Here is a 23,197-nt window from a genome sequence, read left to right on the forward strand (position 1 = left end):
CTCGGCCGATGTCACATTCGTCTCGTCAGAACGAACCACTGTCACATCGGGCTGCCGGTGCGGGACGCTTCGCGCCCAGCCCATCCGGAGATCTACATCTCGGCAACCTGCGAACCGCGCTGCTGGCGTGGCTGTTCGCCCGGTCGACCGGGCGACGCTTCTTGATGCGCATCGAAGATCTCGACCGGGTCCGCGAGGGCGCGCGGGAGCGGCAACTGTCAGACCTCGCCGAACTGGGCCTCGACTGGGACGGTGCCGTGGTGTCGCAATCACATCGACTCCGCCTCTACGACAACGCCATTGCACGACTTCGCGCCGCGGGCCTCACCTATGAGTGCTTCTGCACGCGAAAGGAGATCTTGAAGGCAGCCTCCGCTCCCCACGCGCCGCAGGGCGCCTATCCCGGGACATGCCGCAACCTCACGCTCGAAGAACGAGAAGCCCGACGCTCGAGCGGGCGACCACCCGCGCTGCGACTGCGTGCTGCCGTCACATCTTTCAGCATCGACGACGTCGTGCATGGCGGCTTCTCGGGAGTGGTGGACGATCTCGTGCTGCGTCGCGGCGACGGAACACCTGCCTACAACCTCGCAGTCGTCGTCGACGACGCCGACCAGGGGATCGATCAGGTTGTGCGCGGGGATGATCTGCTGTCCTCTGCGCCCCGACAGGCCTATCTCGCAGGACTCCTCGGTTTGGCCGCACCCACCTACGCCCACGTGCCGCTCGCCCTCAACGACGAGGGCAAGCGGTTGGCGAAACGCGACGGCGCCGTCACCCTGGCAGAACTGAAGGCATTGGGACACAACGCCAACCAGGTTCTCGGCATGCTGGCGACATCACTGGGTCTTGCGGTTCGCGGCGAGGGAGTGGACCTTGCGATCCTCCTCGATCGCTTCGAGCCCGACGGGTTGCCACGCCAGCCGTGGATCTTCAAACCTCCAACACCGTGACGATCGCCCTTGGCAAACCCGGAGACATCACCGATGGCAACCAGACAACTTGCCATGCCAACAGACGGCAAGCGAAGGACGGGCCGAGTAGTGTCTATGTGTCACTCGGGAGCACCAAAATCTTGCTGAGGGGATTACATGACGACAGGTGGACAGGACCCGAACGAGGAACCGGGGGACGGCGGCCAGCAGGATCGCCCTCCACAGGACAATCCTCCACCCCCCGGGAGCTACCCGCCGCCACCGCAGGGGCCGCCTCCCGGTGGATATCCTCCCCCGCCGCCGGGTGGTTACCCGCCACCGCAGGGACCGCCACCGGGTAGCTATCCACCGCCCGGAGGAAACTACCCGCCGCCCGGCAACTACCCGCCGCCGGGTAACTATCCACCGCCACCTCCGAGCGGATATCCACCGCCGCCGCCGCTGCCGAATTACGGAATGTCCGGGCAGATGCCCGGTCAGTTCTCGGTAGGCGCCGCGATCAGCTACGGCTGGAACAAGTTCAAGGACAACGCGCTCGTCTGGATCGGCATCCTGTTGATCGCGGCCGTCATCCAGATTGCACTGAATATCATCTTCACCGGCGTCGAACCGGCGTCCGACGTAGGCGAGGTGTTCTCGCCGTGGGGCATTTTCGGCACGGTGGTCACCACCATCGTCGGCTACCTGATCAACGCGGCACTCGTGCGAGGCTCGCTGAACGAAGTCGACGGGAACAAACCAGCCTTCGGTTCGTTCTTCCAGTTCAACAACGTCGGCGCGATCATCATCGCCAGCCTGCTCATCGGCATAGCCACGACCATCGGCTTGATCCTGCTGATCATCCCGGGCCTGATCGTGGTCTTCTTCACCTGGTGGACGCTGCAGTTCATCATCGACCAGAACGAGGATGCGTTCACCGCCATCAAATCGAGTGTCACGGTGATCGGGAAGAACTTCGGCTCCGTACTGCTGCTGGCACTTGCCCTGGTCGGAATCAACATCGTCGGGGCACTCCTGCTCATTGTCGGGCTTCTCGTCTCACTCCCGATCTCGATCATCGCGTCGACGTACGCGTACAGGGTGCTCACCGGACGTTTCGTCTCGGCCTGACACCCACGGGTGGGTGCACCTCCGCCGTCGGCGAGGGTGCACCCACCCGTTTATTGCGCCCACCCCTCGAGCCACTCACCCCCCTTGCGTAAGGTGCTCGGCGTCACACGAGATAATCAAGACTCGCGATTCGAGGGGGATTACATGACCACTGGCGGATTCGATCCGAACCAACAGCAACCGCCGCAGTACGGGAAGCAGCAGTACGGCCAGGCGCAACCACCGTTCGGCGGGCAGCCTCCGCAGTTCGATTCTGCTCAGCAGTTCTACACCCGGCAGTTCTCGGCACCGGACTTCGGATACAACTCGTCCACCCCGGGTGAGCTGCTTCCCCGCATCGGCGCGCGCATCATCGACACACTGATCGTCGGTATTCCGGCAGGGATCGTCACCGTAATGCTCACGTTGTCCCTCGATTCGTTTCTGAGCGGGATCGTCGGCGGGATCGTCACAGCAGCGGCGTTCCTCGGCTACTTCGTGTTCCTCGAGACCACTCGCGGGCGAACCCTCGGCAAGCAGCTCCTGGGGCTACGAGTCGAGGGACCGGACGGCGGGTTACCGACCCAGCAGCAGTCTCTGGTGCGCAACAGCTTCTACATCCTCAGCGCACTGGGCTCGCTGCCGATCATCGGCTTGCTGTTCGGGTTGGCCGAACTCGTCGTGCTGATCGTGATCCTCGTGACCATCGGCACCAGCCCCACCAAGCAGGGTAAGCACGACGAGATTGCCGGCGGCACGCGCGTCGTCAAGGGCTGACGGGTCCACTTCACCGCCTCGTCACCCGCGGGTGAACGTACCCCGCGATCCGACAGCAATCGGACAAAAGGTACGTTCACCCGCGACCTGATTCGCGCCCGTGCACCCACAAGTGCTTGGATGACGGCGTGACAGCCATAGATCAGCAGACCCAGCAAACGCAACACGCGACATTCGCGCATGTCAGCCGGAGTTACTACCCCACGATCGTCGCGCTCTTCACCGCGACACTGCTGATCTCCAATATCAGCGCGACGAAGGGCGTCGCATTCCTCAGCGATTCCTCGCTGACCATCGGACCGCTGCAGATTCTGCCGATCATCACCGACGGCGGATTCTTCCTCTTCCCGCTCGCCTACATCCTCGGAGACATCCTCAGCGAGGTATACGGCTTCAAGGCAACCCGGCGGGCGATCTACCTGGGCTTCGGCGCACTGATTCTGGCCGCCGTCTGCTTCTGGATCCTCATCGAACTGCCGGCCGCAGACTTCTACGAGAACCAGGAAGCCCTGGCATCGGTCGTAGGCGTGTACCCACGGCTGCTGCTGGCCGGGCTGACCGCCTACTTCGTGGGGCAGATGCTCAACTCTCTGACGCTGGTCATGATCAAGGAGCGCACCAAGGAAAAGCACCTGTGGGCGCGGCTCTTGGGCTCCACCGTCGTCTCTCAATTCGTCGACACACTGATCTTCTGCGCGATCGCCGCAGGCGCCATCGGCATCAACACGTGGAGCGATTTCATCAACTACGTGATCGTCGGTTTCCTGTGGAAGACCCTGGTGGAGGTGCTGGTCATGCCGATCACCTACCGCGTCATTTCCTTCATCAAGAAGCGCGAACCCACGTACAAGCTCTGACCCCTCCGGTGAGGCGGCAGAACTTGTTCTGCCACCTCACGGCCGGTAGAAGCGGCCCAGGGTCTCGGCTTTGAACTCGGCGTAGTACCCGCCGTCGATGCTGTCGCGAATCTGATCGACCAACCGCACGGTGAAGCGCTCGTTGTGGATGGTGCACAGCGTGGCCGCGAGCATCTCCTTGGCCTTGAACAGGTGATGGATGTAGGCGCGGGTGTAATTCGCACAGGTGTAGCAGTCGCAGTTCTCGTCGATCGGTGTGAAATCACGCCGGAAGCGGCTGGTGTTGATGTTGAATCGGCCGTCGGGATGATAGATCGCCGCATTTCGTGCGACACGTGACGGGTTGACGCAGTCGAACGTGTCGGCACCGTTCTCGATGGCAACGAAGAAGTCGTCCGGCTCGCTGATACCGAGCAGGTGTCGCGGCTTGTGCTCGGGCAACTCCTCGTTGCACCAACGGATGATGGTGCCCAGGTTCTGCTTCTCGAGCGCGCCGCCGATGCCGTACCCGTCGAAGCCGCGGCCGCTCTCCCCGGTGATCGACTCCAGCCCCCGGCACGCCTGCCTGCGCAGATCCTCGTACTGAGCGCCCTGGACGACCCCGAACAGCGCCTGATAGGGCCGGTGGGTGCGCTCAGCTGTGAGCTTCTCGTGCTCGGCTATGCAGCGCACCGCCCACGCGTGGGTCCGCTCGACCGATTGCTCCTGGTATCCGCGGGTGTTGAGGAGCGTAGTGAGTTCGTCGAACGCGAACATGATGTCGGCGCCGAGTTGATGCTGGATCTGCATCGATATCTCGGGGGTGAACCGGTGCCGTGAGCCGTTCAGGTGAGACTTGAACGTGACGCCGTCCTCGTCGACGGTTGCGAGTCGCTCCTTGCCCTTCGCGATGACATCGTCCGACTGCACTCCGACTGCTTCCATCGCGAGGACCTTCTTGAAGCCGACTCCCAGCGACATCACCTGGAACCCGCCGCTGTCCGTAAAGGTCGGACCGTCCCAGTTCATGAACTGGCCCAGGCCCCCGGCCTCGTCCACTATCTCCGGACCGGGCTGCAAGTACAGGTGGTACGCATTGGCGAGCAGGGATTGGGCGCCGAGCTCCTTCATGCTCTCAGGCAGTACAGCCTTCACCGTGGCCTTGGTACCCACAGCAACGAACGACGGTGTCGCGATATCACCATGCGGAGTGTGAATGGTGCCGGTCCGGCCCAATTGCCCGTCGAGCCTGGTGCGAACGGTGAAGAACGGATCGGGCGGGGTCGGGACTTCGGCATTCACGGGTGTATCCAATCACGAGCGGCATTTCCGACGACGCATCGCCGCGTCGCCGGAATTGCGAGCACCACACCGAAACACTCGTACACCGCCGTCCGGGACCGGTTTCAGACGTCCGCGCCGGCGAACTGGCTGTTGTACAGGCGATAGTATGCACCGCCTGCGAGCAGCAGGTCCTCGTGGCTGCCCTGTTCCACGATGCGCCCGTCCTCCATGACGACGATCACGTCCGCATCGCGGATGGTCGACAGCCGGTGGGCGATCACGAAACTCGTTCGGTCGCTGCGGAGTACAGCAGACGCGTGCTGCACCAACAACTCCGTCCGGGTATCGACGGAACTCGTCGCCTCGTCCAGGATCAACAGGGACGGCTGAGCGATGAAGGCTCGGGCGATGGTGATCAACTGTTTCTCACCAGCGCTGATGTTGCTGCCCTCTTCATCGATGACCGTGTCGTAACCGTTCGGCAGCGAGTGGACGAACCGGTCCACGTAGCTCATCCGCGCGGCCGCGAGAATTTCTTCCTCGGTGGCGTCGGGGTGTCCGTAGGCGATGTTCTCGCGGATGGTGCCACCGAACAGCCATGCGTCCTGCAACACCATGCCGACGCGAGACCGCAGGTCGTCGCGGGACATTTCCGCGATGTCGACGCCGTCGACGAGAATCTTGCCGCCGTCGAGATCGTAGAACCGGAGCACCAGGTTCACGAGTGTGGTCTTGCCGGCGCCGGTTGGGCCGACTATCGCCACCATCTGCCCGGGCTCGGCGACCAGCGACAGGTTCTCGATCAGCGGCGTCTCCTCGCTGTAGCTGAAAGACACGTCCGAGAATTCAACGCGCCCACCGGCCTTGGCGAGACCCGATTCGCGCAAGAGGGCCCGGCCCGGGGCCTCGACAAGATCTTCGTCTTCCTCTTCCTCGTCGAGAACCGCGAACACCCGCTCCGCGGACGCCACACCCGACTGCACGAGGTTCGCCATGGACCCGATCTGGGTGAGGGGCTGAGTGAACTGGCGGGAGTATTGAATGAACGCCTGTACGTCACCGAGACTCATCGTGCCGGACGCCACCCGCATTCCACCGATCACGGCGATGACCACGAAGTTGAGGTTTCCGAGGAACATGATGGCGGGCATGATCAGGCCGGAAAAGAACTGGGCCCGAAAACTGGACTGGTAGAGCTCCTCGTTCTTCTCCTGGAACCGGGCCTCCACCTCGCGGCTGCGGCCGAACACGGCAACCAGTTCGTGCCCCGTGTACGCCTCCTCCACCTGGCCGTTGAGCTCACCGGTCGACTTCCATTGCGCCATGAAGTGCGGCTTGGACCGCTTTGCGATCAGGGCGGTCACCACGACCGAGAGCGGCACCGTCAGCACCGCGATCAACGCGAGCAGCGGCGAGATGACCATCATCATCACGAAAATCGAGATCACGGTCATTACCGACACGATCAACTGGCTCAACGTCTGCTGCACCGACTGTGAGACATTGTCGATGTCGTTGGTGACTCGGCTGAGCAGGTCGCCGCGGGAGTGGGAGTCGAAGTAGCGCAGCGGAAGCCGGTGGATCTTGCGTTCGACCTCGGCCCGGAGGTTCCTCACAACGCCCTGGACGACGATGTTGAGGAGGAACGCCGACAACCACATCAATAGCGCGGACCCCACGTACAGGGCCAGCACGATCGCGAGTACCCGTGCGAGAGCACCGAAGTCGACACCCACCCCGGGCACGACGTTCATACCGGACACCATGTCGGCGAACGTGTTCTGGCCGTCCGCCCGCAAAGCTGCGATGGCCTCTTCCTTCGACAGCCCGGCAGGCAACTGCTTGCCGACGATGCCGTCGAAGATCACATTGGTACCCTGCCCGAGCATCCGCGGTGCGAGCGAGGTGAGTACCACCGAGATGGCGGCAACCCCGATGACGACGCTGACGGCGAGTCGGTGCGGACGCAGTCGTCCGACCAGTCTCTTCATCGACGGCCACAGATTGTCGGGCTTGGACGCCGGCGCGGCCGCCGCAGCAGCCCCCATACGCGGCATCATCGGACGCTGGACGTTGTCTGTGCTGGCGCGATCGCTCATAGGGCTTCCTGGACCGATCGTTGGGATTCGACGATCTCGACGTAGCACGGGCAGGTGTCGAGCAGTTCATCGTGGGTTCCGATACCGACGACGGCGCCGTCCTCGAGGACAACGATCTGCTCGGCATCGATGATCGTCGATACCCGCTGGGCGACGACGATGACGCACGCGTTCGCCGTCTCCGGTTTGAGTGCCGTACGCAACCGAGCATCCGTACCGAGATCGAGGGCGGAGAAGGCGTCGTCGAACAGGTAAATCGACGGCTTGCGAACCAACGCCCGCGCAATTGCGAGTCGCTGCCTTTGCCCGCCCGAGACGGTTGTCCCGCCCTGAGCGACTGCAGTATCGAGCCCTTCGGGCATGTCGCGCACGAAGTCGGCAGCCTGCGCGATCTCGAGCGCATGCCACAGTTCCTCGTTGGTAGCGTCAGGCTTGCCGTACCGCAGGTTGGTGGCGACGGTGCCCGAGAACAGGTACGGCTGCTGCGGGACGAGTCCGATCTCCGATCGCAGGAGGTCGAGATCGTAGCTTCGAACATCCGTACCCGCGACGGAGATCGAACCCGAGGTGACATCGATCAGACGTGGAATCAGCGACAGCAGCGTCGTCTTGCCGGAACCGGTGCCACCGATAATCGCGGTGGTCTTGCCGGGCTCTGCCGTGAAGCTGATGTCGCGGAGCACAGGCTCTTCGGCGCCGGGGAACTTGAACTCGGCACCACGCAGTTCGACCGCACCCGACTTCGCCAGGACGGTCACAGGTTCGGACGGCGGAGCCACCGATGACTCGGTCTCGAGTACCTCTCCGATACGTTCGGCGCTCACCGCGGCGCGCGGGGCCAGCATGGCGATGACCGATGCCATCATCACCGACATGAGAATTTGCATGATGTAGGTGAGGATCGCGGTGAGCGAACCGATCTGCATGGTGCCGTTATCGATCTGGTGACCACCGAACCAGATGACGGCGACGCTGGTGACGTTCGCGATCACCATTACCAGCGGGAACATGAGCGCGGTGAGACGGCCCACCCGAAGGGCCGTTTGAGTCAGCTTCTCGTTCGCAGTGCCGAACCGTTCCATCTCCGAGCGCTCGCGGACGAATGCTCGAACCACCCGGATACCGGTGATCTGCTCGCGCAATACGCGATTTACCCCGTCGATTCGAACCTGCATCTCCCGGAACGCGGGGACCATTCGGGAGATCACCAGCGCCATAGACAACGCAAGGACCGGAACCGTGACCGCCAGGATCCACGCGATGCTCGCCTGCATCCGGATCGCCATCACGACGCCACCGATAGACATGATCGGCGCCGTCACGAGGATCGTGCAGCTCATCACGACGAGCATCTGCACCTGCTGCACGTCGTTGGTGTTGCGGGTGATCAGCGACGGCGCGCCGAACCGACTGAATTCACGGGAAGAGAAGCTGCCGACCCGATGCATCACCGCGGCGCGCACATCGCGCCCGAAGCCCATCGCGGCGCGCGCGGCGAAGAACACCGATCCGATGGAACACAGGATCTGCACCACCGTGACAAGGAGCATTGTCAGGCCGGTCGACAGAATGTATGGGATATCGCCCTGCGTGACGCCGTAGTCGATCAGATCGGCGTTGAGGCTCGGCAGGGTCAGAGCGGCCGACGTCGAGACCAACTGGAACAGGACCACCGCCGTCAGCTCCCGCTTATAGGGGCGAAGGTAGTTGGTCAGCAGGGACCTCAACATGCGCTGAAGCGATCACGGTTCATCATGGTGACCGAAGGTTATCAAGAGAAATGAACCACAGCGCATGAATTTGGTCGAGCACCCAAAGCAGTGCGCCTTTCCGGTTGCCGTATGGCTCCCGGAAAGGCGCACGAAGCGACCGGCGTCCTACTTGACCGGCTGCAATGGTTCCGGGATGTCCGAGAGGTTCTGCCTCAGCTTCTCACCCTCGATATCAACATTGGGCAGGATCTTGTCCAGCCACGCCGGAAGCCACCAGGCCTTGTCTCCGAGCAGGGCCATCACCGACGGGATGATCACCATGCGCACGACGAAGGCATCGAAGAACACAGCGGCCGCCAGGGCGAATCCGATCGACTTGATGAACGAGTTCGGCTCCGCGATGAACGCCGCGAACACCGAGATCATGATGATCGCCGCGGCGCTGACCACGCGGGCACCGTGGTTGAAGCCGACCGTGACGGCCTGTTTCGCGGTTGCACCGTGGACGTACTCCTCCCGCATCCGCGTCACCAGGAACACCTGGTAGTCCATCGCGAGACCGAACACCACACCGATCAGGAAGATCGGCATGAAACTGACGATCGGCTGCGGGTTCGAGGTGATGCCGCCCCAGCCCTCCTGGAACACGGCAACGGTGGCACCGAACGTGGCCGCCACGCTGAGGAGGAATCCGAGGGTGGCCGTCAGCGGCACCACAACGGAGCGGAACACCAGTAGCAACAGAATGAACGCCAGGCCCACAACCACCGCGAGGTACGGGACGAGCGCTTCGAGCAGCCGCTCCGATACGTCGCCCTCGAGCGCTGTCTGACCGGTGACGCCGTAGTTGACACCGATCGAATCGTGCAGACCGGCCTCTGCCCCACGAATGCTGTTGACGAGGTCCATGGTGACCGGATCACTGGGAGCGCTGTTCGGAGTCACCAGGATCTGCGCGGTGTCACCGGCCTCATTGGTGGCGACGATCTGCGCGTTGGACACGTCGTCCTGGGCGTTGATGGTATTGAGGACCTCGCCGAACGCCTGGCCTGCGGGAACCGTGGCATCCTGGGCGTCCACGACCACCAGCAGCGGTCCGTTCTTACCCGGCCCGAAGCCTTCGCTCACCAGGTCGTAGGCCTGACGCGCACTCGTCGACGGGTCGGCGGTGCCTTCGCTCGGCAGGGCGAGATTGAGTCCCGCGGCCGGCACGGCCACCACACCCAGAAGCACGACGCCCGCGATCAGTGGGACGGCGGGACGGCGGACCACCGCACCGATGAAGCGCTGCGCGACGCTCGGCTTGTCGGCGTCGGCCTCGATGTCGCGACTGCTCAGGAACGGAATCTTCCCTGCAAACGCCTTCCGCCCGAACAGCCCGAGGATGGCAGGCAGCAGCGTCAGTGCGATGCAGACCGCGATGAACACCGTGAACGCGGCGGCCGCACCCATGTCGGACAGGAATGAGATCCCGACAACGCGGAGTGCGATCAGCGCGATGATGACGGTCAGGCCGGCGAACACCACGGCGGAGCCCGCTGTGCCGACGGCACGTCCCGCGGCCTCCGAACGGTCCTCGGTCAGCGTGAGTTCGTGCCGGAATCGGGAAACGATGAACAGTGAGTAGTCGATGGCGACGGCCAGACCGATCATGATGGCCAGGGTGGGCGTCATCGAACTGAGGTCGGTGAACCCGGTGGCGACGGTGATACCGAGGCTGCCGATCCCGATGCCGATGATCGCGGTGAGCAGCGGGAGTCCAGCGGCGACGAGCGAACCGAAAGTCAAGATGAGAACGATGGCAGCCACGCCGATGCCGACGAGTTCGGAAGTGCCGCCCGGCGGCTCTGCCTCGTTGGCCGCGGAACCGCTGACCTGAACGTTAAGGCCGGCGTCACGGCCGACCTCTGCGGCGGATGCGATCTGATCCCGCAGGGCCTGGTCCACGTCGGCCATGCCGCCCTTGAACGGAACTTCGACGTAGCCGACGGTCTTGTCCGGGCTCAGCGGCGACAGCGCACGCGCGTTCGCGACGGCCTGCTCTTCGCTTATCCCCTGGTCCTGCGCAGTTGCCCTCGCCCTGTTGACGAACTGCTCGTCTGCCACCACCGGGTTCACCAGCGCCATGGCCGCAGCGGGCCCCTGCGCAGTCGCCGGATCGACCTTGGCCGCGTCTTGGACCTGGTCGATGCCTCGCACCTGGGCGAGCACCGCGTCCATCGCCTGCTGGTTCTGCGGGCTCTCGAGGGTCTGCCCCTCCGGAGCGGCGAAGACGAACCGCGCGCTGAGCCTGTTCATCGGATCGTCGCCGGCCGCCTGGGGGAACCGCTCGGCCATCAGATCCTGCGCCTGCTGCGCGGGTGTGCCCGGAATGGAGAACGAATCCTTGGTGGGCCCGGACAGCGTCGCCGCCCCGACCCCCATCAGTACCAGGATCGCCAACCAGGCGCCGAGAACCGCGCCCTTTCGCCGGTAGGCAAACCTGCCGATCCGGTAGAGGTAGGTGGCCACGAAAGGCTCCTTCTGAGTCGGTGTTGCGAATTGATGGTCGAAGCAGCCTGGCTAGGGCTGCGGGAGTCCCTGACGGAGTAGGCGCATCGCCTCACGGACGAGTTCCTCGGGTTCACTCGCATCGGACCTGCCGCTCATCCACAGGTCGAACGCCGCCTTGCACGCAGCTCCGACCACCAAGTGCAGAAGGTTGGGATAGAGATCGGTGTCGATGTCTGTTCCGGTCCGTTCGGCAATCACCTCGCCGATGAGGCGGGTGACCCGGAGGTGCACTTCGAGTTTCTTCGCGAGCAGCGCTGGGCTGGACTCGATGAGTTCCATGGTCGCTGCGGTTTCTTCGAGCGGTTTCGCGGGATCGGTGACGATCTGGACCATCACATACTCGAGCGTGTCCCAGATCGGCTCGTCAACGGGGCGCTCACTGAGCAAACGAACCCAATCGGAGACCGACTCCTCGAAATGGGCGAGTACTGCTTCTTCCTTGCTCGAGAAGTAGTTGTGGAACGTCCGAGCCGAGACCCCCGCTTCCGACGCTATGGCGTCGGCGGTGACGGATTCGATGCCCGATACACGCGCTAGGCGAGCGGCCGCATCGCTGAGGGCGGCGCGGGTGGCCGCCTTCTTGCGGTCCCTCAACCCGATCTCCGAAGTCACCACACCGAAGTTACAGAAATTGCGGAGTTCTGCAAATTTTCCTGAGTGTGCAACTTTCATGTCGTTGCCCACTTCGATGGCGAGCAGTGTCACGGGTCACAGATGGCTAGTGTTGGGGCATGGCGGACATCGCGTCACGACCAACGTTCCAAGCGGAGCAGATCGACGACATCGCACTCGGTCAACTCGTGGATCATCTCGACGCAGTGGACGAGATTCCCAAACGTCAGCAATTTCGAAAGTGGGCGTTCCACGCCTTGCAGGTCCGGGCCGGCGAGCGTGCCCTGGACATCGGCTCGGGTACCGGATCCGAGACGCGAGTTCTCGCCGAGGCGGTTACCGCGTCGGGTCGAGCGATCGGACTCGATCCGAACCCCGGCATGGCCGCCGTATCCCGACAACGGGCTGAGGCGACGAATTCGACGGCGCGTTTCGTCGTCGGCGACGCCCACTCGCTACCTTTCTCGGACGAGAGCTTCGATATCGTGCGGAGTGAAACGGTATTCCAACATCTGGCCGATCCGAGTCGGGCAGTCACAGAAGTAGCCCGCGTGCTGAAGCCTGGTGGCCGGGCCATGATCATCGACTCGGATTGGGGCACGGCGATCATGCATCTCGGCGATTCCGACATGCTGCAGCGGATCACCGAAGAAATCCTCAGCCACAGCTCCAACCCGTACTCCGGACGACTACTTCCCGGCCAACTCGGCGCCGCAGGCCTGATCGTCCAGAATATCGAGACCGAGACCATGACCCAGGACCCGAGGAGTAACCGCGACCCATTCGTCGAAACGCTTCTCGCCTGGGGGGTCACGACTCGAGCGATCACAGCCGTCGAACGCTCAGAGGTACTCGAGCAGTTGCACTCCCTCGCCCGCGGCGGCGACTTCCACATGTCGGTGACGAGCTTCGCCTTCCTGGTTCAGAAGCCCTGAACAGCTACCGTTGAGGCATGCCGGACCCTGGAGCGCCGCTCTCGTTCCGCCTTGATGAGATCGGCGATATCGCCTTCGAACGTCTCGCCGCCATCCTCGACATTCTCGACGACATTCCCGGAATCCGCCGACTCCGTCAGTGGGCCCGCGACGCGCTGCGCGTGCAGCCGGGCGAGCACACACTCGACATCGGCTCGGGCACCGGCGCGGAAACCCGTCAACTCGCAACGGCGGTGACGGCGAAAGGGAGCGCGATCGGCATCGACCCCAATCCAGCCATGGCTGCCCTCGCCTGGTCCCGCGCCGCAGAAGAGGAATCGACCGCGCGGTTCGTCGTCGGCGACGTGTACTCACTCCCGTTCCCCGACTGCAGTGTCGACGCCGTCCGGTGCGAACGAGTCTTCGAGCACCTCACCGATCCAGCAGCCGCCATGGCGGAGATCACTCGTGTCCTACGTCCCAGTGGCCGCGCAATGATCATCGACACCGACTGGGGCACCGCGATCGCCCATCCCGGCGATCCGGCGGTACTGGCGAAGGTCACCGAGGCAATGCTCGGCGCGACCCCCAACCCACATTCGGGACGGCTGCTCGCCGGGCAGCTCGCTGCCGCCGGACTGTCAGTCCGGGACATCGGGTCACAGGCACTCATCCAGACACCGGCTACCAGCACCGAGCCGATGCTCTCCGAACCGTTTCCACAGCTGATGATGGAGGCCGCCGGCATCGATGGCGTCATCACCGCTGATGAACTGGCGGTGCTGGTGCGCGACCTCGAAGCCGGCGTCGAGCGAGGCGACTTCCACATGTCGGTGACGATGTTCGCCTACCTCGCCCGCAAGGACTGATTCCGGGCCGGGCTGAACAAGCCGACGGGCTCGACCGGATCTACTCCGCTCAGGAATGGGAGAGGCAGACGAGGAAGTCGACCGTGCCGTGGTCCTCCACGGTCACGAACCCCAAGGACGGTGGCTGCACACCGAAATCGGTCCAGGTGACGGGAACGCTGCCCGACGCGATCAGGTTGTCGCCTGAATGGAGCACGTCCATGTCGACGGACACCGGGCGCGATTGGCCATCAAGGGTCAGCGTGCCCTCGGCGGTGACCTCACCCACCGATCCATCCGTCGGCAGATCAGACAAGTCCACCGGGGAGGAGAGCGCAAAGGTGGCGGTCGGGAAGGTGCCGGTGTCCAGAATGTTGTCACGGAACATCTGATCGCGAATGGACACGTCGGTGGTGATTGTCGAGACTTGCACGGTTACGTCGGCGGCAGTGAGCTCTTCTCCGTCGACAGTCGCCGTGCCGGTGACGTCGGGGGTGCTGCCGACCACCCTGTTGTGGGCGCCGTTGAGATTCTCGTCGACGGTGTAGCCCGCCGCGGTCGTGTTTGCGCCACTCCCGGCGGTGACGGTCCAGTTGCCATCCAGCGTTCCGGTGGCGGCCTGCGCTCCTTCGGTAGATAGCGAGGCGGCAGGATCGTCATCCTCGACGATGAACGTGCCGTAGACCCAGGGACCCACGAGAAACGCCAGGATCACAACGACAACCGCGCCAAGAATCCACCACCGCTTTTTCATGCGGCCAGGTTAGTTGCAGTTGCAAAGGATGTCACCGAACCCGGACTCGGCGCATGCTGACCACCACCCGCCGCTGACCTATATTCGATCGTCATGACTCTGGCACGTTGGCACCAATTGACCGGATGGCCCATGGCAGGGGCGGCCATCGCCTTCCTCTCCGCGTACGCCTGGTCAGTGCTGCAGCAGCCAACCGGCGATATACGAGTGTTGACCGACATGATCATGGGCGTGACCTGGGCCATGTTCGCAATCGACTACGTGGTGCGCTTCTCGTTGGCCGAGCGTCGGATGCACTGGTTTTTTAGGCATCTGCACGAGCTGATACTGGTTGTGCTGCCGATGCTGCGGCCCCTGCAGTTCCTGCGCCTCGTGATGCTCGTCGGTGTATTTCAGCGCACGGTCGGCGGGGCGCTTCGCGGCAAAGTCGTCGCTTTCGCGACCGGATCGACGGTCCTGATGATTCTCGTCTCGTCCCTGGCCATGCTCGACGCCGAGCGCGGCAAACCTGGCGCCTCCATCACATCGTTTCCCGACGCCCTGTGGTGGGCTGTCGCCACGGTCACAACCGTGGGTTACGGGGACTACGCGCCGGTGACAAATATCGGCCGGCTGATCGCGCTCGGACTGATGATGGCGGGCATTGCCCTTCTCGGTGTGGTCACCGCGACGCTGGCGTCGTGGTTGTTGCAGCGTGTTGCCGAACAGGACGAGGCCAGCCAAGCCGTCACCCGCGCCGAGGTCAGGGCCTTGACCGAAGAGGTGTCTGCATTGCGGGCCGAACTCCTCACCGCCCGCGGCGCCCGATCAGACCAGGAACCTCGACCGGCCGACTAGGTGCCTCAGACACGTGACGTTCGGCGCCGAGATCTACGCCAGAACGGGATCTGCGGACTGCGGACCGATTTGAGATCTCCCCAGATGAGCCTGCGGAAAATCGGAACAATCTTGGGGAGGGCGACAACCATGTCCAACACTGCTTGTCTGCCGGCCCGTCGCATAACGCGCCACATCACCGATGGTCGCGCCAAACGAGGTCGGGACTCCAGGCTGTTCGGATCACCTCCGGCCATAGCCCGCCTCAGAGCCTCGTCGACGGCCTCGGGGTCGTTCCACACACTGCGAAATACCACGTCCCCTTGTGGATTGATCACGTAGACCATGTTGGGCATGCCCCCATAGGCTCGGTGGACCTGGCCGTCGAGGTTGTCGATGAGGATGCGACGACCCTCCCGCTCTTCCCTGCGCAACAAGGTGGCTGCGGCTGTCTTGTCGGCGAGGCTGCGATGTGGTCTGCAGTTTTGACCCGGGTGGGCCTCGCGGACATAGAGCACGAGGAACGCGACGTCAGGAAAGCGGTAGGCCAGCGCGTTCATCGTGGTGATGCCACTACCGAACATCGGGCAAGTGGCGCAACCGGTTTCCAGTACTACGTACCGGCCTCGGTAATCAGACAACGCCACCTCGACTCCCTCGATGTCGGTGACGTGGAAATCCGGCGCCAGCTCGCCGATCTTCGGGCCGCCCAATTCCTTGCCCAGCGGATATTCGCCCGGGTCGAATCGGGCGTAGTTGTAGGCCAGCACTGCACGCTGGGTCGGGGAACGCGGTTGGCTCGAGGATTCCTGTGCGCTCGTCGGCGCCGAATCAGACGTGGTCATCACTGCTCCTTGCTTGCTAGTCGATGCGGGTGGCGTGCAGCGCCCAAAATGGCATGTGCACCAGATGGTCTTCCAGCAGCGGCGCTACGACTTGGAATGCCTCCAACAAAGGCTTCATCCGCTCCAACCATCGCGGGTCGCTGATCAGCGTGGACATCTTGGCGAAGACTTCGGGGGTGAAGCGGGCTTGGTAGGTGGTGGTCCCCAGATAGTCGATTCGCCAGCCAGACGCCGGAAGCACCCGCTCGAAGTCTTCGGCCGAAAACCCAGGCAGCTCTATGCCGTTGACGTTGTGGCTACCGAACTCGAACATGAACAATCGTGCTCCGGGTTTGGTGGCCCGGTGCAAGGCAAGCAAGTACCGCTTCTGGGTGTCTTCGTCTTCCTCGAACGTGTGGAAGAACGCGCTGTCGACAACAGTGTCGAACCGACCCTCGAGCCCGTCGAGCGCGATCGCGTCGGCCACCTGAAAGTCCACTGTGACCCCGGCAGTCTGCGCGTTGTGTTTGGCCTGCTCGATAGCCGTGGGCGAAGCGTCGATCCCCGTGACCGAGTAGCCTTTCGACGCGAAGTAGATCGCATGGTGGCCCGGCCCGGTCCCAGGGTCGAGCACCTCGCCGCGCAGAGCGCCGTAGGCCACCAACTCCTGCACCACCGGCTGCGGACCACCGATGTCCCATGGCGTCAACGTCGACGCGCCGTCGGCTGCCTGGCCGCTTCGGTACAGTGCGTCGAAATCTGTTATCGGAGAACTAGACATGATTCCTACTCCTCAGTGTCGGTTCATTGCTGGTGCGCCGTCGAATGCGGTCTGGACAACCCGATTGACCACCCCAACCCTCGAGACCCGAGAGAGCTTTCAAATGCGCTGACCAAAGCAAGGATTAGTCGATACGCGTAGCGTGGACGGACCAGAACGGCATGTGCACCACGTCCTCTTTCAGCAGCGGTGCTATGGCTTGGAATTGCTCCTGGACAGGCTTCATCATCTCTACCCACTCCGGGTCGCTGATCTGTGCGGACAGGCTGGCAAAGATCTCCGGGGTGAAGTGGTCTTGGTAAGTGGTGGTCCCCAGATAGTCGATGCGCCAGCCCGAAGCCGGGAGCACCTGCCGGAAGTCTTCTGCCGATAACCCTCGAAGCTCCACACCGTTGACGTTGTGGCGACCGAACTCGAACATGAATAGCCGCGCTCCGGGTCTTGTGGCCCGGTGCAGGGCCTGCATGTACCGGTTCTGGGTGTCTTCGTCTTCCTGGAAGGTGTGGTAGAGCGCGCTGTCGACGACGGTGTCGAACCGACCCTCGAACCCATCGAGCGTGGTGGCGTCGGCCAATTGAAAGTCCACTGTCACACCGGCAGTCTGCGCGTTGCGTTTGGCCTGTTCGATCGCCGCGGGCGAAGAGTCTATCCCCGTGACCGAGTAGCCCTTGGACGCGAAGTAGATCGCATGATGGCCTAGCCCGGTCCCCGAGTCGAGCACCTCGCCGCGCAAAGCGCCGTAGGCCACCAACTCCTTCACCACCGGCTGCGGACCGCCGATGTCCCAAGGTATCAACGTAGACGCGTTGTGTCTCGCCTCATCGCTGCGGTACAGGGCGTCGAAATTTATTCGTGGAGACATGTCTCCTACTCCTCAGTGTTTTCTCGAGCAGTGTCCATTCATTGCGGACGGCGCCGTAGCCAGTACCAGGTGCCGCCGATGGCATGGCTGAACACAAGCCGCTTGATGACGAAGTCTTTGGGCTCGGTGCGTTCGACGACGAAGTCGCGACTGAACACGTCGGCGATCTCGCCGTGCTTGATGCGGATGCCCTCCCACATCATCAACGGTGTCCCCGCCTCCACGACCGCGGCCAACTCCGCCGCATAGGTGGGTTTGGCTGCGGCAGGCAGGGAGTGATAGCAGCCCATGTCCAACACAAGGTCGATCGGTTTGCCTATGTCGAGCTGCGATAGTTTGGTCGCGTCGCCTTCCAGGAAGGCCGCCCCGCCAACGCCCTCGGCGGCACGCCGCGCACGCTCGATGGCGGTGGCCGAGAAGTCGACGCCGGTGGCCTGCCAGCCGTGCTTGGCCAGGTAGATCACGTTGGTGCCGGTGCCGCAGCCGACATCGAGTGCGTGCCCAGGCGGCAACGCGTCCTCGCCTTCGACGGCGTCGCACAGTTGCTCAGGAGGCGGGGTGTCCCACAATGGCCGGCCGAGCCGGTAGAACGTGTCGAACACGGTGTGGCGCCAACTCATGGTCGGCCCCCTTTTGGTCGATCGGCGGTGTGTGGCTCAGGTCGCCGAGCAGATAGCGCTGCAGGGTGGCCCCCAGATCGGCGGCGACGAGCTCACGGGGATGGGAAGCCAGCGGCTCGACACCGATGATGTAGCGCGCCAACGTCAGACCGACGATCTGCGACATCACCAGCCCGGCACGGTAATCGGCGTGATCGGTATCCAAGTGCTCGGCTATGGGAATGACGATATTGCGCGTGAGGAACTCACGCACCAGCCGCGCGGCTTCCGGTTCCGAGGTCGCAGCGCGGATCATGCCGACGATGGGTCGGCGGCGAACCTCGTCGTCGAGGACATCTAGCACGACGGTGGCCAATCGCACCCCGGCGCTGTCGCGCTCACCGCTGGTGACGTGATCGATCAGCGCACCCGGATCGATCGGCAACTCGACCACGGCGATGAACAGATCGAGCTTGGTACCGAAGTAGTGGCTCACCAACGTCGGGTCCACTTCGGCCTCGAGTGCGATCTGTCGCATCGAGGTGCGGTCGTAGCCCAGCTGGGCAAATTGTTTTCGGGCGGTTTCCTCGATCAGGGACCGGGTGGTGTTGGGTCCCGGGCGGCGCCCCGTCCGCTTGGCAGGACGTTTCATGGCTCAAACCTTCCACGACCACCGAATTCAGTATGTGCAGAATTCAGTGTACGCAGAATTACGACTCAGCGGCACACCCGCATTGGCGCGGTTTCGGGGTGTGATTCGACCGAACACTCCTATATCCGCGCGCGACCCCCCTCACCCCTGGGAGAGAGAGAACCAGTGACCGGGCGGAGTGGTGCCGGCTAAGACTTGCAGTGATTTCGACCCCCTTAACCCTTGGCGTTCACCAGTCCCGCAGGGCCGGCGAGGGCGTCGTGGGCTCGGCTTCACGGGCGTGGCGTGGCTTCCCTCAGGATGGTCGTCTTCGGTGTTAGCCTCCCTCATACCCCGGGGGGTTTGCTCGCACTCTTTCGCGATTCCGCCGGCGCATGCCCGCATACGGAGAACGAGGGAAAGGGAAGTCCTTGATCAAGCCAGTACGTGCCGCCGTTACCGCAGTCTTGGCCGCACCGCTCCTCGCCATCGCCTTCGCGATGCCCGCCAACGCCGCCGCCGGAGACGTCAACCTCACCGCCGACGTCCAGGGCAATGACGTCTGGGTCACCATCAGCAACGACAGCGCAGGGATCGTCGGCTGCGAGTGGCGGGCCTGGGACGACGACATCGAGCAGTTCCAGGCGTCGGTCCGGTACTTTGCCCTACCCGGCGAGTCTTGGACTTCAGCACCCCTGCCCGACGGCGACTACAAGATCAGTTGGTGGTGCGCCGACTTCCCCAACGCGGACGAGTGGTGGGGTACGGGTGACATCGAGATGCAGGCCGACACAGCAGATCCGACGCCGGTTACCGCCCCGATTCCTGTCGACACCGGCATCTTCGGGAGCCTCGGCAGTTCCGAGACCGGCAGCCTCGGCAGTTCCTAACCGCCCCATCCTGGCCCGGCACCATCACATAGTCGGGCCAGAAGCATGTTCGGCCACGGGTAATAACAGCTGGCTACGCCGTGGTGGTGATCTGGACGACTCCCGGGCGGGACGGTCGACTGGAGTCTGACTCGGCGTAAAAATAGCCCCTCACCCGTATCCACAGGCGAGGGGCTTTGGCGGTGGCGGAGGGATTTGAACCCTCGGACGGGGGTTACCCGTCACACGCTTTCGAGGCGTGCTCCTTAGGCCGCTCGGACACGCCACCGCCGGAGACTTTACCGGACTTGCGACCGAGATCGAAATCGGCCGTTGAGCAGACTCTTGCCGGGCAGCGGCGCATCGACGCAGTGCGTCGGACGCCACTTCCTTGCGGGCGTACCGACGGGCGGCCTCGACAATTCGCGCCCACGGCGGCAATCTACTACAGGAAGTCGTATAAACCTTGCTGGCCGCACACCTCCGCCTCGAGGTCCCGGGGTGGGCATGGGGGTTCTTGCCTACCCATCGGCGCGATAACGTGAGGTAGCTGCGGCCATGCAGCCATACCGACAGGTGCGATGAGGACATGTACGGTGCACTCACTCCCCCGGCCACTCACCATGAGCTGACGCCCCACGAGGTCGTCGAACTCTTGTCGACCGACGCCCAAAGTGGGCTCGACCAACAGACGGCCCGCGAACGATTCGCCCAGTTCGGACCGAACACCTTGCCGAGACCTGCTCGGGCCGGCCTGCTCATGCGATGGCTGAGACAGTTCCACAACCCGTTGATCTACGTGCTGCTGGTATGCGGGGTCGTGACCATGGCACTCGGAGAGGTCGTCGACTCGAGCGTCATCTTCGCCGTCGTGATCGTCAATGCGATAGTCGGGTTCGTCCAGGAGTCGCGGGCCGAGGCGGCACTCGAGGGACTGCGCGCCCTCATCCGCACTGAAGCCCGGGTGGTTCGTGACGGCGAGGTGCGGTCTGTGCCCTCCGAACGCGTGGTGCCGGGCGACCTGGTTGTCGTCGAGGCCGGCGACAGGGTTCCCGCGGACATGCGGATGATCACTCTGACCGAACTCAGTGCCGACGAGTCGTCGCTGACCGGCGAATCGGCACCGGTTTCGAAGAACGAAGTGGCCCTCCCTCCGGACACGGTCGTCGCAGACCGACGCAACATGCTCTACTCGGGCACCCTGGTCACCTCGGGGACGGGTTCCGGCATCGCGGTCGCGACAGGTGCGAACACCGAGCTCGGCGAAATCCACCGTCTCGTCGGTGCGGCCGACACCCTGGCCACACCACTGACTCGAAAGTTGGCGTGGTTCAGTCGAGTTCTCACGGTCGTCATAGTCGCTCTGGCCGCGGTCACCTTCGTGGCCGGGCTGCTGCGCGCCGCCGAGGAGACCAACACATTCACGGCCGCAGTCGCACTGGCGGTGAGTGCCATTCCCGAGGGTCTGCCGGCGGCGGTCACCGTGACCCTCGCGATCGGTGTCGGTCGGATGGCACGGCGGCGTGCCGTCGTCCGGCGCCTACCCGCAGTGGAGACTCTCGGTAGCACGACGGTGGTCTGTTCGGACAAGACCGGCACACTCACCGAGAACCAGATGACCGTGCAAACCGTGTGGACACCGGATCTCGTCGTCGACGTGCACGGCTCCGGGTTCGCTCCCGTAGGTGACATCGTCGACTCCACCGGGGCTCCCGTGGACCCGAATCCGCACGCGGCCCTGCGGTGGACGTTGCTGGCCGGATTGCTGTGCAACGACGCCTCTCTAAGCGGCACAGAGGATGGGCAATGGTCGGTGGTCGGCGACCCCACGGAAGGCGCGATGGTCGTGGTCGCCGCGAAGGCGGGCTACGACCAGGATCGGACCCTCTCGGACATGCCACGCACGGGGTCGATTCCGTTCAGCTCGGACCGCTGCTACATGGCGACGCGGCACACCCGCCCTGACGGCCCGCCGGTCGTCGTCGTCAAGGGCGCGGTCGAGCAGGTCCTCGCCCTGTGCCGCGGGCAAATGTCGGCGGCAGGCGAGATGGATTCCCTCGCCGCGGAAGAGATCCTGCAGGCCACCTCGGAGCTCGCGGACCGGGGATTGCGTGTGCTCGCGACCGCTGTCCGCGACGACGACCCAACCGATCCCGCCGACCCGGATCCCGACCAACTGCCCGGAACCTTGTTGTTCACCGGTTTGCAAGCGATGGTCGATCCACCCCGAGCCTCGGCCGCCGACTCGGTGCGCGCGTGTCGGCGCGCCGGCATCGCGGTCAAGATGATCACCGGCGACCATGCCGCCACCGCGACCGCGATCGCCTCGCGCATCGGTTTGACCGACCAATCCCCTGCCGACAACGCGACACTCACGGGACGCGATCTCGCCGACATGACGGACGAGGAGTTAGAAGAGGCCGCCGACCGCGCATCGGTGTTCGCGCGAGTGTCGCCGCAGCAGAAGCTGCGACTCGTAGAGGCACTACAGCGCCGCGGGCACGTGGCGGCGATGACCGGCGACGGGGTCAACGACGCGCCCGCGTTGCGGCGCGCCGACATCGGCATAGCGATGGGGCGCAGCGGAACGGAGGTAGCCAAGGACTCCTCCGACATGGTCCTCACCGACGACGACTTCGCCACGATCGAGGCGGCCGTGGAGGAGGGGCGGGGCGTCTTCGACAACCTCACGAAGTTCATCGCGTGGACTCTTCCGACGAACGTCGGTCAGGGCGCCGTGATCTTGGTCGCGATTCTCGGGGGCCTGACGTTGCCGATCCTGCCGGTGCAGATCCTGTGGATCAACATGACGACCGCACTCGTGCTGGGCCTCATGCTGGCGTTCGAGCCGAAGGAACGCGACATCATGGCCCGGCCCCCACGCGACCCGGACCGTCCCTTGCTGACCTCTGCGTTGACACTGCGGATCCTGCTGGTCTCGACAGTGCTGGTAGTGGGGACCTGGTGGCTGTTCCAGTGGGAGCTGTCGACCGGGGCCGAACTCGCGGAGGCACGCACCGCGGCCGTCAACCTCGTTGTGGCCGTCGAGATCCTGTACCTGTTCAGCTGCCGGTCGTTGACCCAGTCGCCTTGGCGGCTGGGATTCTTCACAAATCGGTGGGTGTTGATCGGGGTCACCGTCCAGGTGATCGCGCAGGCCGCGATCACCTATCTACCCAGTGCCAATCTCATATTCGACACGGCGCCAGTCGGGTGGGACACCTGGATTCGGGTGGCGGCAATCGCCGCTGTAGCCACGGCCATCGTTGCCGTCGACAAACGCCTGCGTGGCGCCTCTGCGGTGTAACCGGAACCAGCGGCGGGTCCGCCATGGGATGACCCACACTCCGTGTGAGCCAACCCCGGGACCGTGAAGTTCTATCAGGACACGTATTTCCAACG

At 63.9% G+C, this 23,197-nt stretch carries 20 protein-coding genes and 1 tRNA gene; 9 read left to right on the top strand and 12 right to left on the bottom strand.

Annotated features, from left to right (window positions below):
• Window positions 1-8 precede the first annotated feature (8 nt).
• From gluQRS to BFN03_RS16620, 4 genes are all read left to right on the top strand, one after another.
• Window positions 9-953 (top strand): tRNA glutamyl-Q(34) synthetase GluQRS, encoded by a 945-nt coding sequence (gene gluQRS, locus BFN03_RS16605; RefSeq protein WP_070379931.1) that lies wholly within the window; start codon window positions 9-11, stop codon window positions 951-953.
• A 138-nt stretch (window positions 954-1,091) separates the two neighbouring features.
• Window positions 1,092-2,045, top strand: a complete 954-nt coding sequence (locus BFN03_RS20670; protein WP_084385658.1) for a hypothetical protein — start codon at window positions 1,092-1,094, stop codon at window positions 2,043-2,045.
• Between the two features lie 144 nt (window positions 2,046-2,189).
• The gene (locus BFN03_RS16615; RefSeq protein WP_070379932.1) at window positions 2,190-2,801 is read left to right on the top strand and encodes an RDD family protein; all 612 of its coding nucleotides are present in this window, start codon (window positions 2,190-2,192) and stop codon (window positions 2,799-2,801) included.
• A 128-nt stretch (window positions 2,802-2,929) separates the two neighbouring features.
• The gene (locus tag BFN03_RS16620; protein WP_070379933.1) at window positions 2,930-3,658 is read left to right on the top strand and encodes a queuosine precursor transporter; all 729 of its coding nucleotides are present in this window, start codon (window positions 2,930-2,932) and stop codon (window positions 3,656-3,658) included.
• 36 nt (window positions 3,659-3,694) lie between these two features.
• Here BFN03_RS16620 and tgt read toward each other — a convergent pair whose 3' ends face one another.
• The 5 genes from tgt to BFN03_RS16645 form a co-directional block, all read right to left on the bottom strand.
• Window positions 3,695-4,939 carry a tRNA guanosine(34) transglycosylase Tgt gene (tgt, locus tag BFN03_RS16625; protein ID WP_070379934.1) on the bottom strand — a complete coding sequence of 415 codons (1,245 nt, stop codon included), beginning with the start codon at window positions 4,937-4,939 and terminating at the stop codon, window positions 3,695-3,697.
• 104 nt (window positions 4,940-5,043) lie between these two features.
• Window positions 5,044-7,020 carry an ABC transporter ATP-binding protein gene (locus tag BFN03_RS16630; RefSeq protein ID WP_070379935.1) on the bottom strand — a complete coding sequence of 659 codons (1,977 nt, stop codon included), beginning with the start codon at window positions 7,018-7,020 and terminating at the stop codon, window positions 5,044-5,046.
• Complete coding sequence (locus BFN03_RS16635; RefSeq protein WP_070379936.1) at window positions 7,017-8,750, bottom strand: ABC transporter ATP-binding protein; 1,734 nt, start codon at window positions 8,748-8,750, stop codon at window positions 7,017-7,019. Before BFN03_RS16635 ends, BFN03_RS16630 begins: the two co-directional genes overlap by 4 nt.
• Window positions 8,751-8,897: 147 nt before the next feature.
• Window positions 8,898-11,243, bottom strand: a complete 2,346-nt coding sequence (locus tag BFN03_RS16640) for an MMPL family transporter (RefSeq protein WP_070379937.1) — start codon at window positions 11,241-11,243, stop codon at window positions 8,898-8,900.
• Between the two features lie 51 nt (window positions 11,244-11,294).
• A complete protein-coding gene (locus BFN03_RS16645) occupies window positions 11,295-11,897 on the bottom strand; it encodes a TetR/AcrR family transcriptional regulator (protein WP_070381009.1) in 603 nt (200 codons plus the stop codon).
• 119 nt (window positions 11,898-12,016) lie between these two features.
• On the opposite strand from BFN03_RS16645, the gene BFN03_RS16650 reads away from it, so the two are divergent.
• Entirely contained in the window at window positions 12,017-12,832 is an 816-nt protein-coding gene (locus BFN03_RS16650; RefSeq protein WP_070379938.1) for a methyltransferase domain-containing protein, read from the top strand.
• 17 nt (window positions 12,833-12,849) lie between these two features.
• Window positions 12,850-13,680, top strand: a complete 831-nt coding sequence (locus BFN03_RS16655; RefSeq protein WP_070379939.1) for a methyltransferase domain-containing protein — start codon at window positions 12,850-12,852, stop codon at window positions 13,678-13,680.
• Between the two features lie 49 nt (window positions 13,681-13,729).
• Here the strand turns inward: BFN03_RS16655 and BFN03_RS16660 are convergent, their stop codons facing one another.
• Complete coding sequence (locus BFN03_RS16660) at window positions 13,730-14,413, bottom strand: YceI family protein (protein ID WP_070379940.1); 684 nt, start codon at window positions 14,411-14,413, stop codon at window positions 13,730-13,732.
• Between the two features lie 93 nt (window positions 14,414-14,506).
• Here BFN03_RS16660 and BFN03_RS16665 point away from each other — a divergent pair, with 93 nt between their 5' ends.
• Window positions 14,507-15,250 (top strand): potassium channel family protein, encoded by a 744-nt coding sequence (locus BFN03_RS16665; RefSeq protein ID WP_070379941.1) that lies wholly within the window; start codon window positions 14,507-14,509, stop codon window positions 15,248-15,250.
• 5 nt (window positions 15,251-15,255) lie between these two features.
• On the opposite strand, the gene BFN03_RS16670 is transcribed toward BFN03_RS16665, so the two are convergent.
• From BFN03_RS16670 to BFN03_RS16690, 5 genes are all read right to left on the bottom strand, one after another.
• Window positions 15,256-16,074, bottom strand: coding sequence for a TlpA family protein disulfide reductase (locus BFN03_RS16670; protein ID WP_070379942.1), 819 nt, complete (start codon window positions 16,072-16,074; stop codon window positions 15,256-15,258).
• Between the two features lie 16 nt (window positions 16,075-16,090).
• Window positions 16,091-16,834, bottom strand: a complete 744-nt coding sequence (locus BFN03_RS16675; RefSeq protein WP_157109637.1) for a class I SAM-dependent methyltransferase — start codon at window positions 16,832-16,834, stop codon at window positions 16,091-16,093.
• Window positions 16,835-16,958: 124 nt separating this feature from the next.
• Window positions 16,959-17,696, bottom strand: coding sequence for a class I SAM-dependent methyltransferase (locus BFN03_RS16680; RefSeq protein WP_070379943.1), 738 nt, complete (start codon window positions 17,694-17,696; stop codon window positions 16,959-16,961).
• Window positions 17,697-17,734: 38 nt separating this feature from the next.
• Entirely contained in the window at window positions 17,735-18,316 is a 582-nt protein-coding gene (locus BFN03_RS16685; RefSeq protein ID WP_084385659.1) for a class I SAM-dependent methyltransferase, read from the bottom strand.
• Window positions 18,243-18,947: a TetR/AcrR family transcriptional regulator gene (locus BFN03_RS16690; RefSeq protein ID WP_070379945.1), complete on the bottom strand. Its 705-nt coding sequence runs from the start codon at window positions 18,945-18,947 to the stop codon at window positions 18,243-18,245. Before BFN03_RS16690 ends, BFN03_RS16685 begins: the two co-directional genes overlap by 74 nt.
• A 410-nt stretch (window positions 18,948-19,357) precedes the next feature.
• On the opposite strand from BFN03_RS16690, the gene BFN03_RS16695 reads away from it, so the two are divergent.
• A complete protein-coding gene (locus BFN03_RS16695) occupies window positions 19,358-19,816 on the top strand; it encodes a hypothetical protein (protein ID WP_157109638.1) in 459 nt (152 codons plus the stop codon).
• A gap of 177 nt (window positions 19,817-19,993) precedes the next feature.
• Here BFN03_RS16695 and BFN03_RS16700 read toward each other — a convergent pair.
• A tRNA-Ser gene (locus BFN03_RS16700) sits at window positions 19,994-20,084 on the bottom strand.
• 300 nt (window positions 20,085-20,384) lie between these two features.
• On the opposite strand from BFN03_RS16700, the gene BFN03_RS16705 reads away from it, so the two are divergent.
• Window positions 20,385-23,102, top strand: a complete 2,718-nt coding sequence (locus tag BFN03_RS16705; protein ID WP_070379947.1) for an HAD-IC family P-type ATPase — start codon at window positions 20,385-20,387, stop codon at window positions 23,100-23,102.
• Window positions 23,103-23,197 lie beyond the last annotated feature (95 nt).

The sequence above is a fragment of the Rhodococcus sp. WMMA185 genome (genome assembly GCF_001767395.1).
In the GTDB taxonomy this organism is placed as follows: Bacteria; Actinomycetota; Actinomycetes; order Mycobacteriales; family Mycobacteriaceae; genus Rhodococcus_F.

Excerpts from the sequence above, each read along its gene's own strand:
- BFN03_RS16665 (WP_070379941.1), top strand. The coding sequence starts at position 14,507 with ATGACTCTGGCACGTTGGCACCAATTGACCGGATGGCCCATGGCAGGG.
- BFN03_RS16685 (WP_084385659.1), bottom strand. The coding sequence starts at position 18,316 with ATGAGTTGGCGCCACACCGTGTTCGACACGTTCTACCGGCTCGGCCGG.
- BFN03_RS16655 (WP_070379939.1), top strand. The coding sequence starts at position 12,850 with ATGCCGGACCCTGGAGCGCCGCTCTCGTTCCGCCTTGATGAGATCGGC.
- BFN03_RS16635 (WP_070379936.1), bottom strand. The coding sequence starts at position 8,750 with ATGTTGAGGTCCCTGCTGACCAACTACCTTCGCCCCTATAAGCGGGAG.
- BFN03_RS16630 (WP_070379935.1), bottom strand. The coding sequence starts at position 7,020 with ATGAGCGATCGCGCCAGCACAGACAACGTCCAGCGTCCGATGATGCCG.
- BFN03_RS16615 (WP_070379932.1), top strand. The coding sequence starts at position 2,190 with ATGACCACTGGCGGATTCGATCCGAACCAACAGCAACCGCCGCAGTAC.
- BFN03_RS16680 (WP_070379943.1), bottom strand. The coding sequence starts at position 17,696 with ATGTCTCCACGAATAAATTTCGACGCCCTGTACCGCAGCGATGAGGCG.
- BFN03_RS16660 (WP_070379940.1), bottom strand. The coding sequence starts at position 14,413 with ATGAAAAAGCGGTGGTGGATTCTTGGCGCGGTTGTCGTTGTGATCCTG.
- BFN03_RS20670 (WP_084385658.1), top strand. The coding sequence starts at position 1,092 with ATGACGACAGGTGGACAGGACCCGAACGAGGAACCGGGGGACGGCGGC.
- BFN03_RS16705 (WP_070379947.1), top strand. The coding sequence starts at position 20,385 with ATGTACGGTGCACTCACTCCCCCGGCCACTCACCATGAGCTGACGCCC.
- gluQRS (WP_070379931.1), top strand. The coding sequence starts at position 9 with ATGTCACATTCGTCTCGTCAGAACGAACCACTGTCACATCGGGCTGCC.
- BFN03_RS16670 (WP_070379942.1), bottom strand. The coding sequence starts at position 16,074 with ATGACCACGTCTGATTCGGCGCCGACGAGCGCACAGGAATCCTCGAGC.
- BFN03_RS16650 (WP_070379938.1), top strand. The coding sequence starts at position 12,017 with ATGGCGGACATCGCGTCACGACCAACGTTCCAAGCGGAGCAGATCGAC.
- BFN03_RS16675 (WP_157109637.1), bottom strand. The coding sequence starts at position 16,834 with ATGTCTAGTTCTCCGATAACAGATTTCGACGCACTGTACCGAAGCGGC.
- BFN03_RS16690 (WP_070379945.1), bottom strand. The coding sequence starts at position 18,947 with ATGAAACGTCCTGCCAAGCGGACGGGGCGCCGCCCGGGACCCAACACC.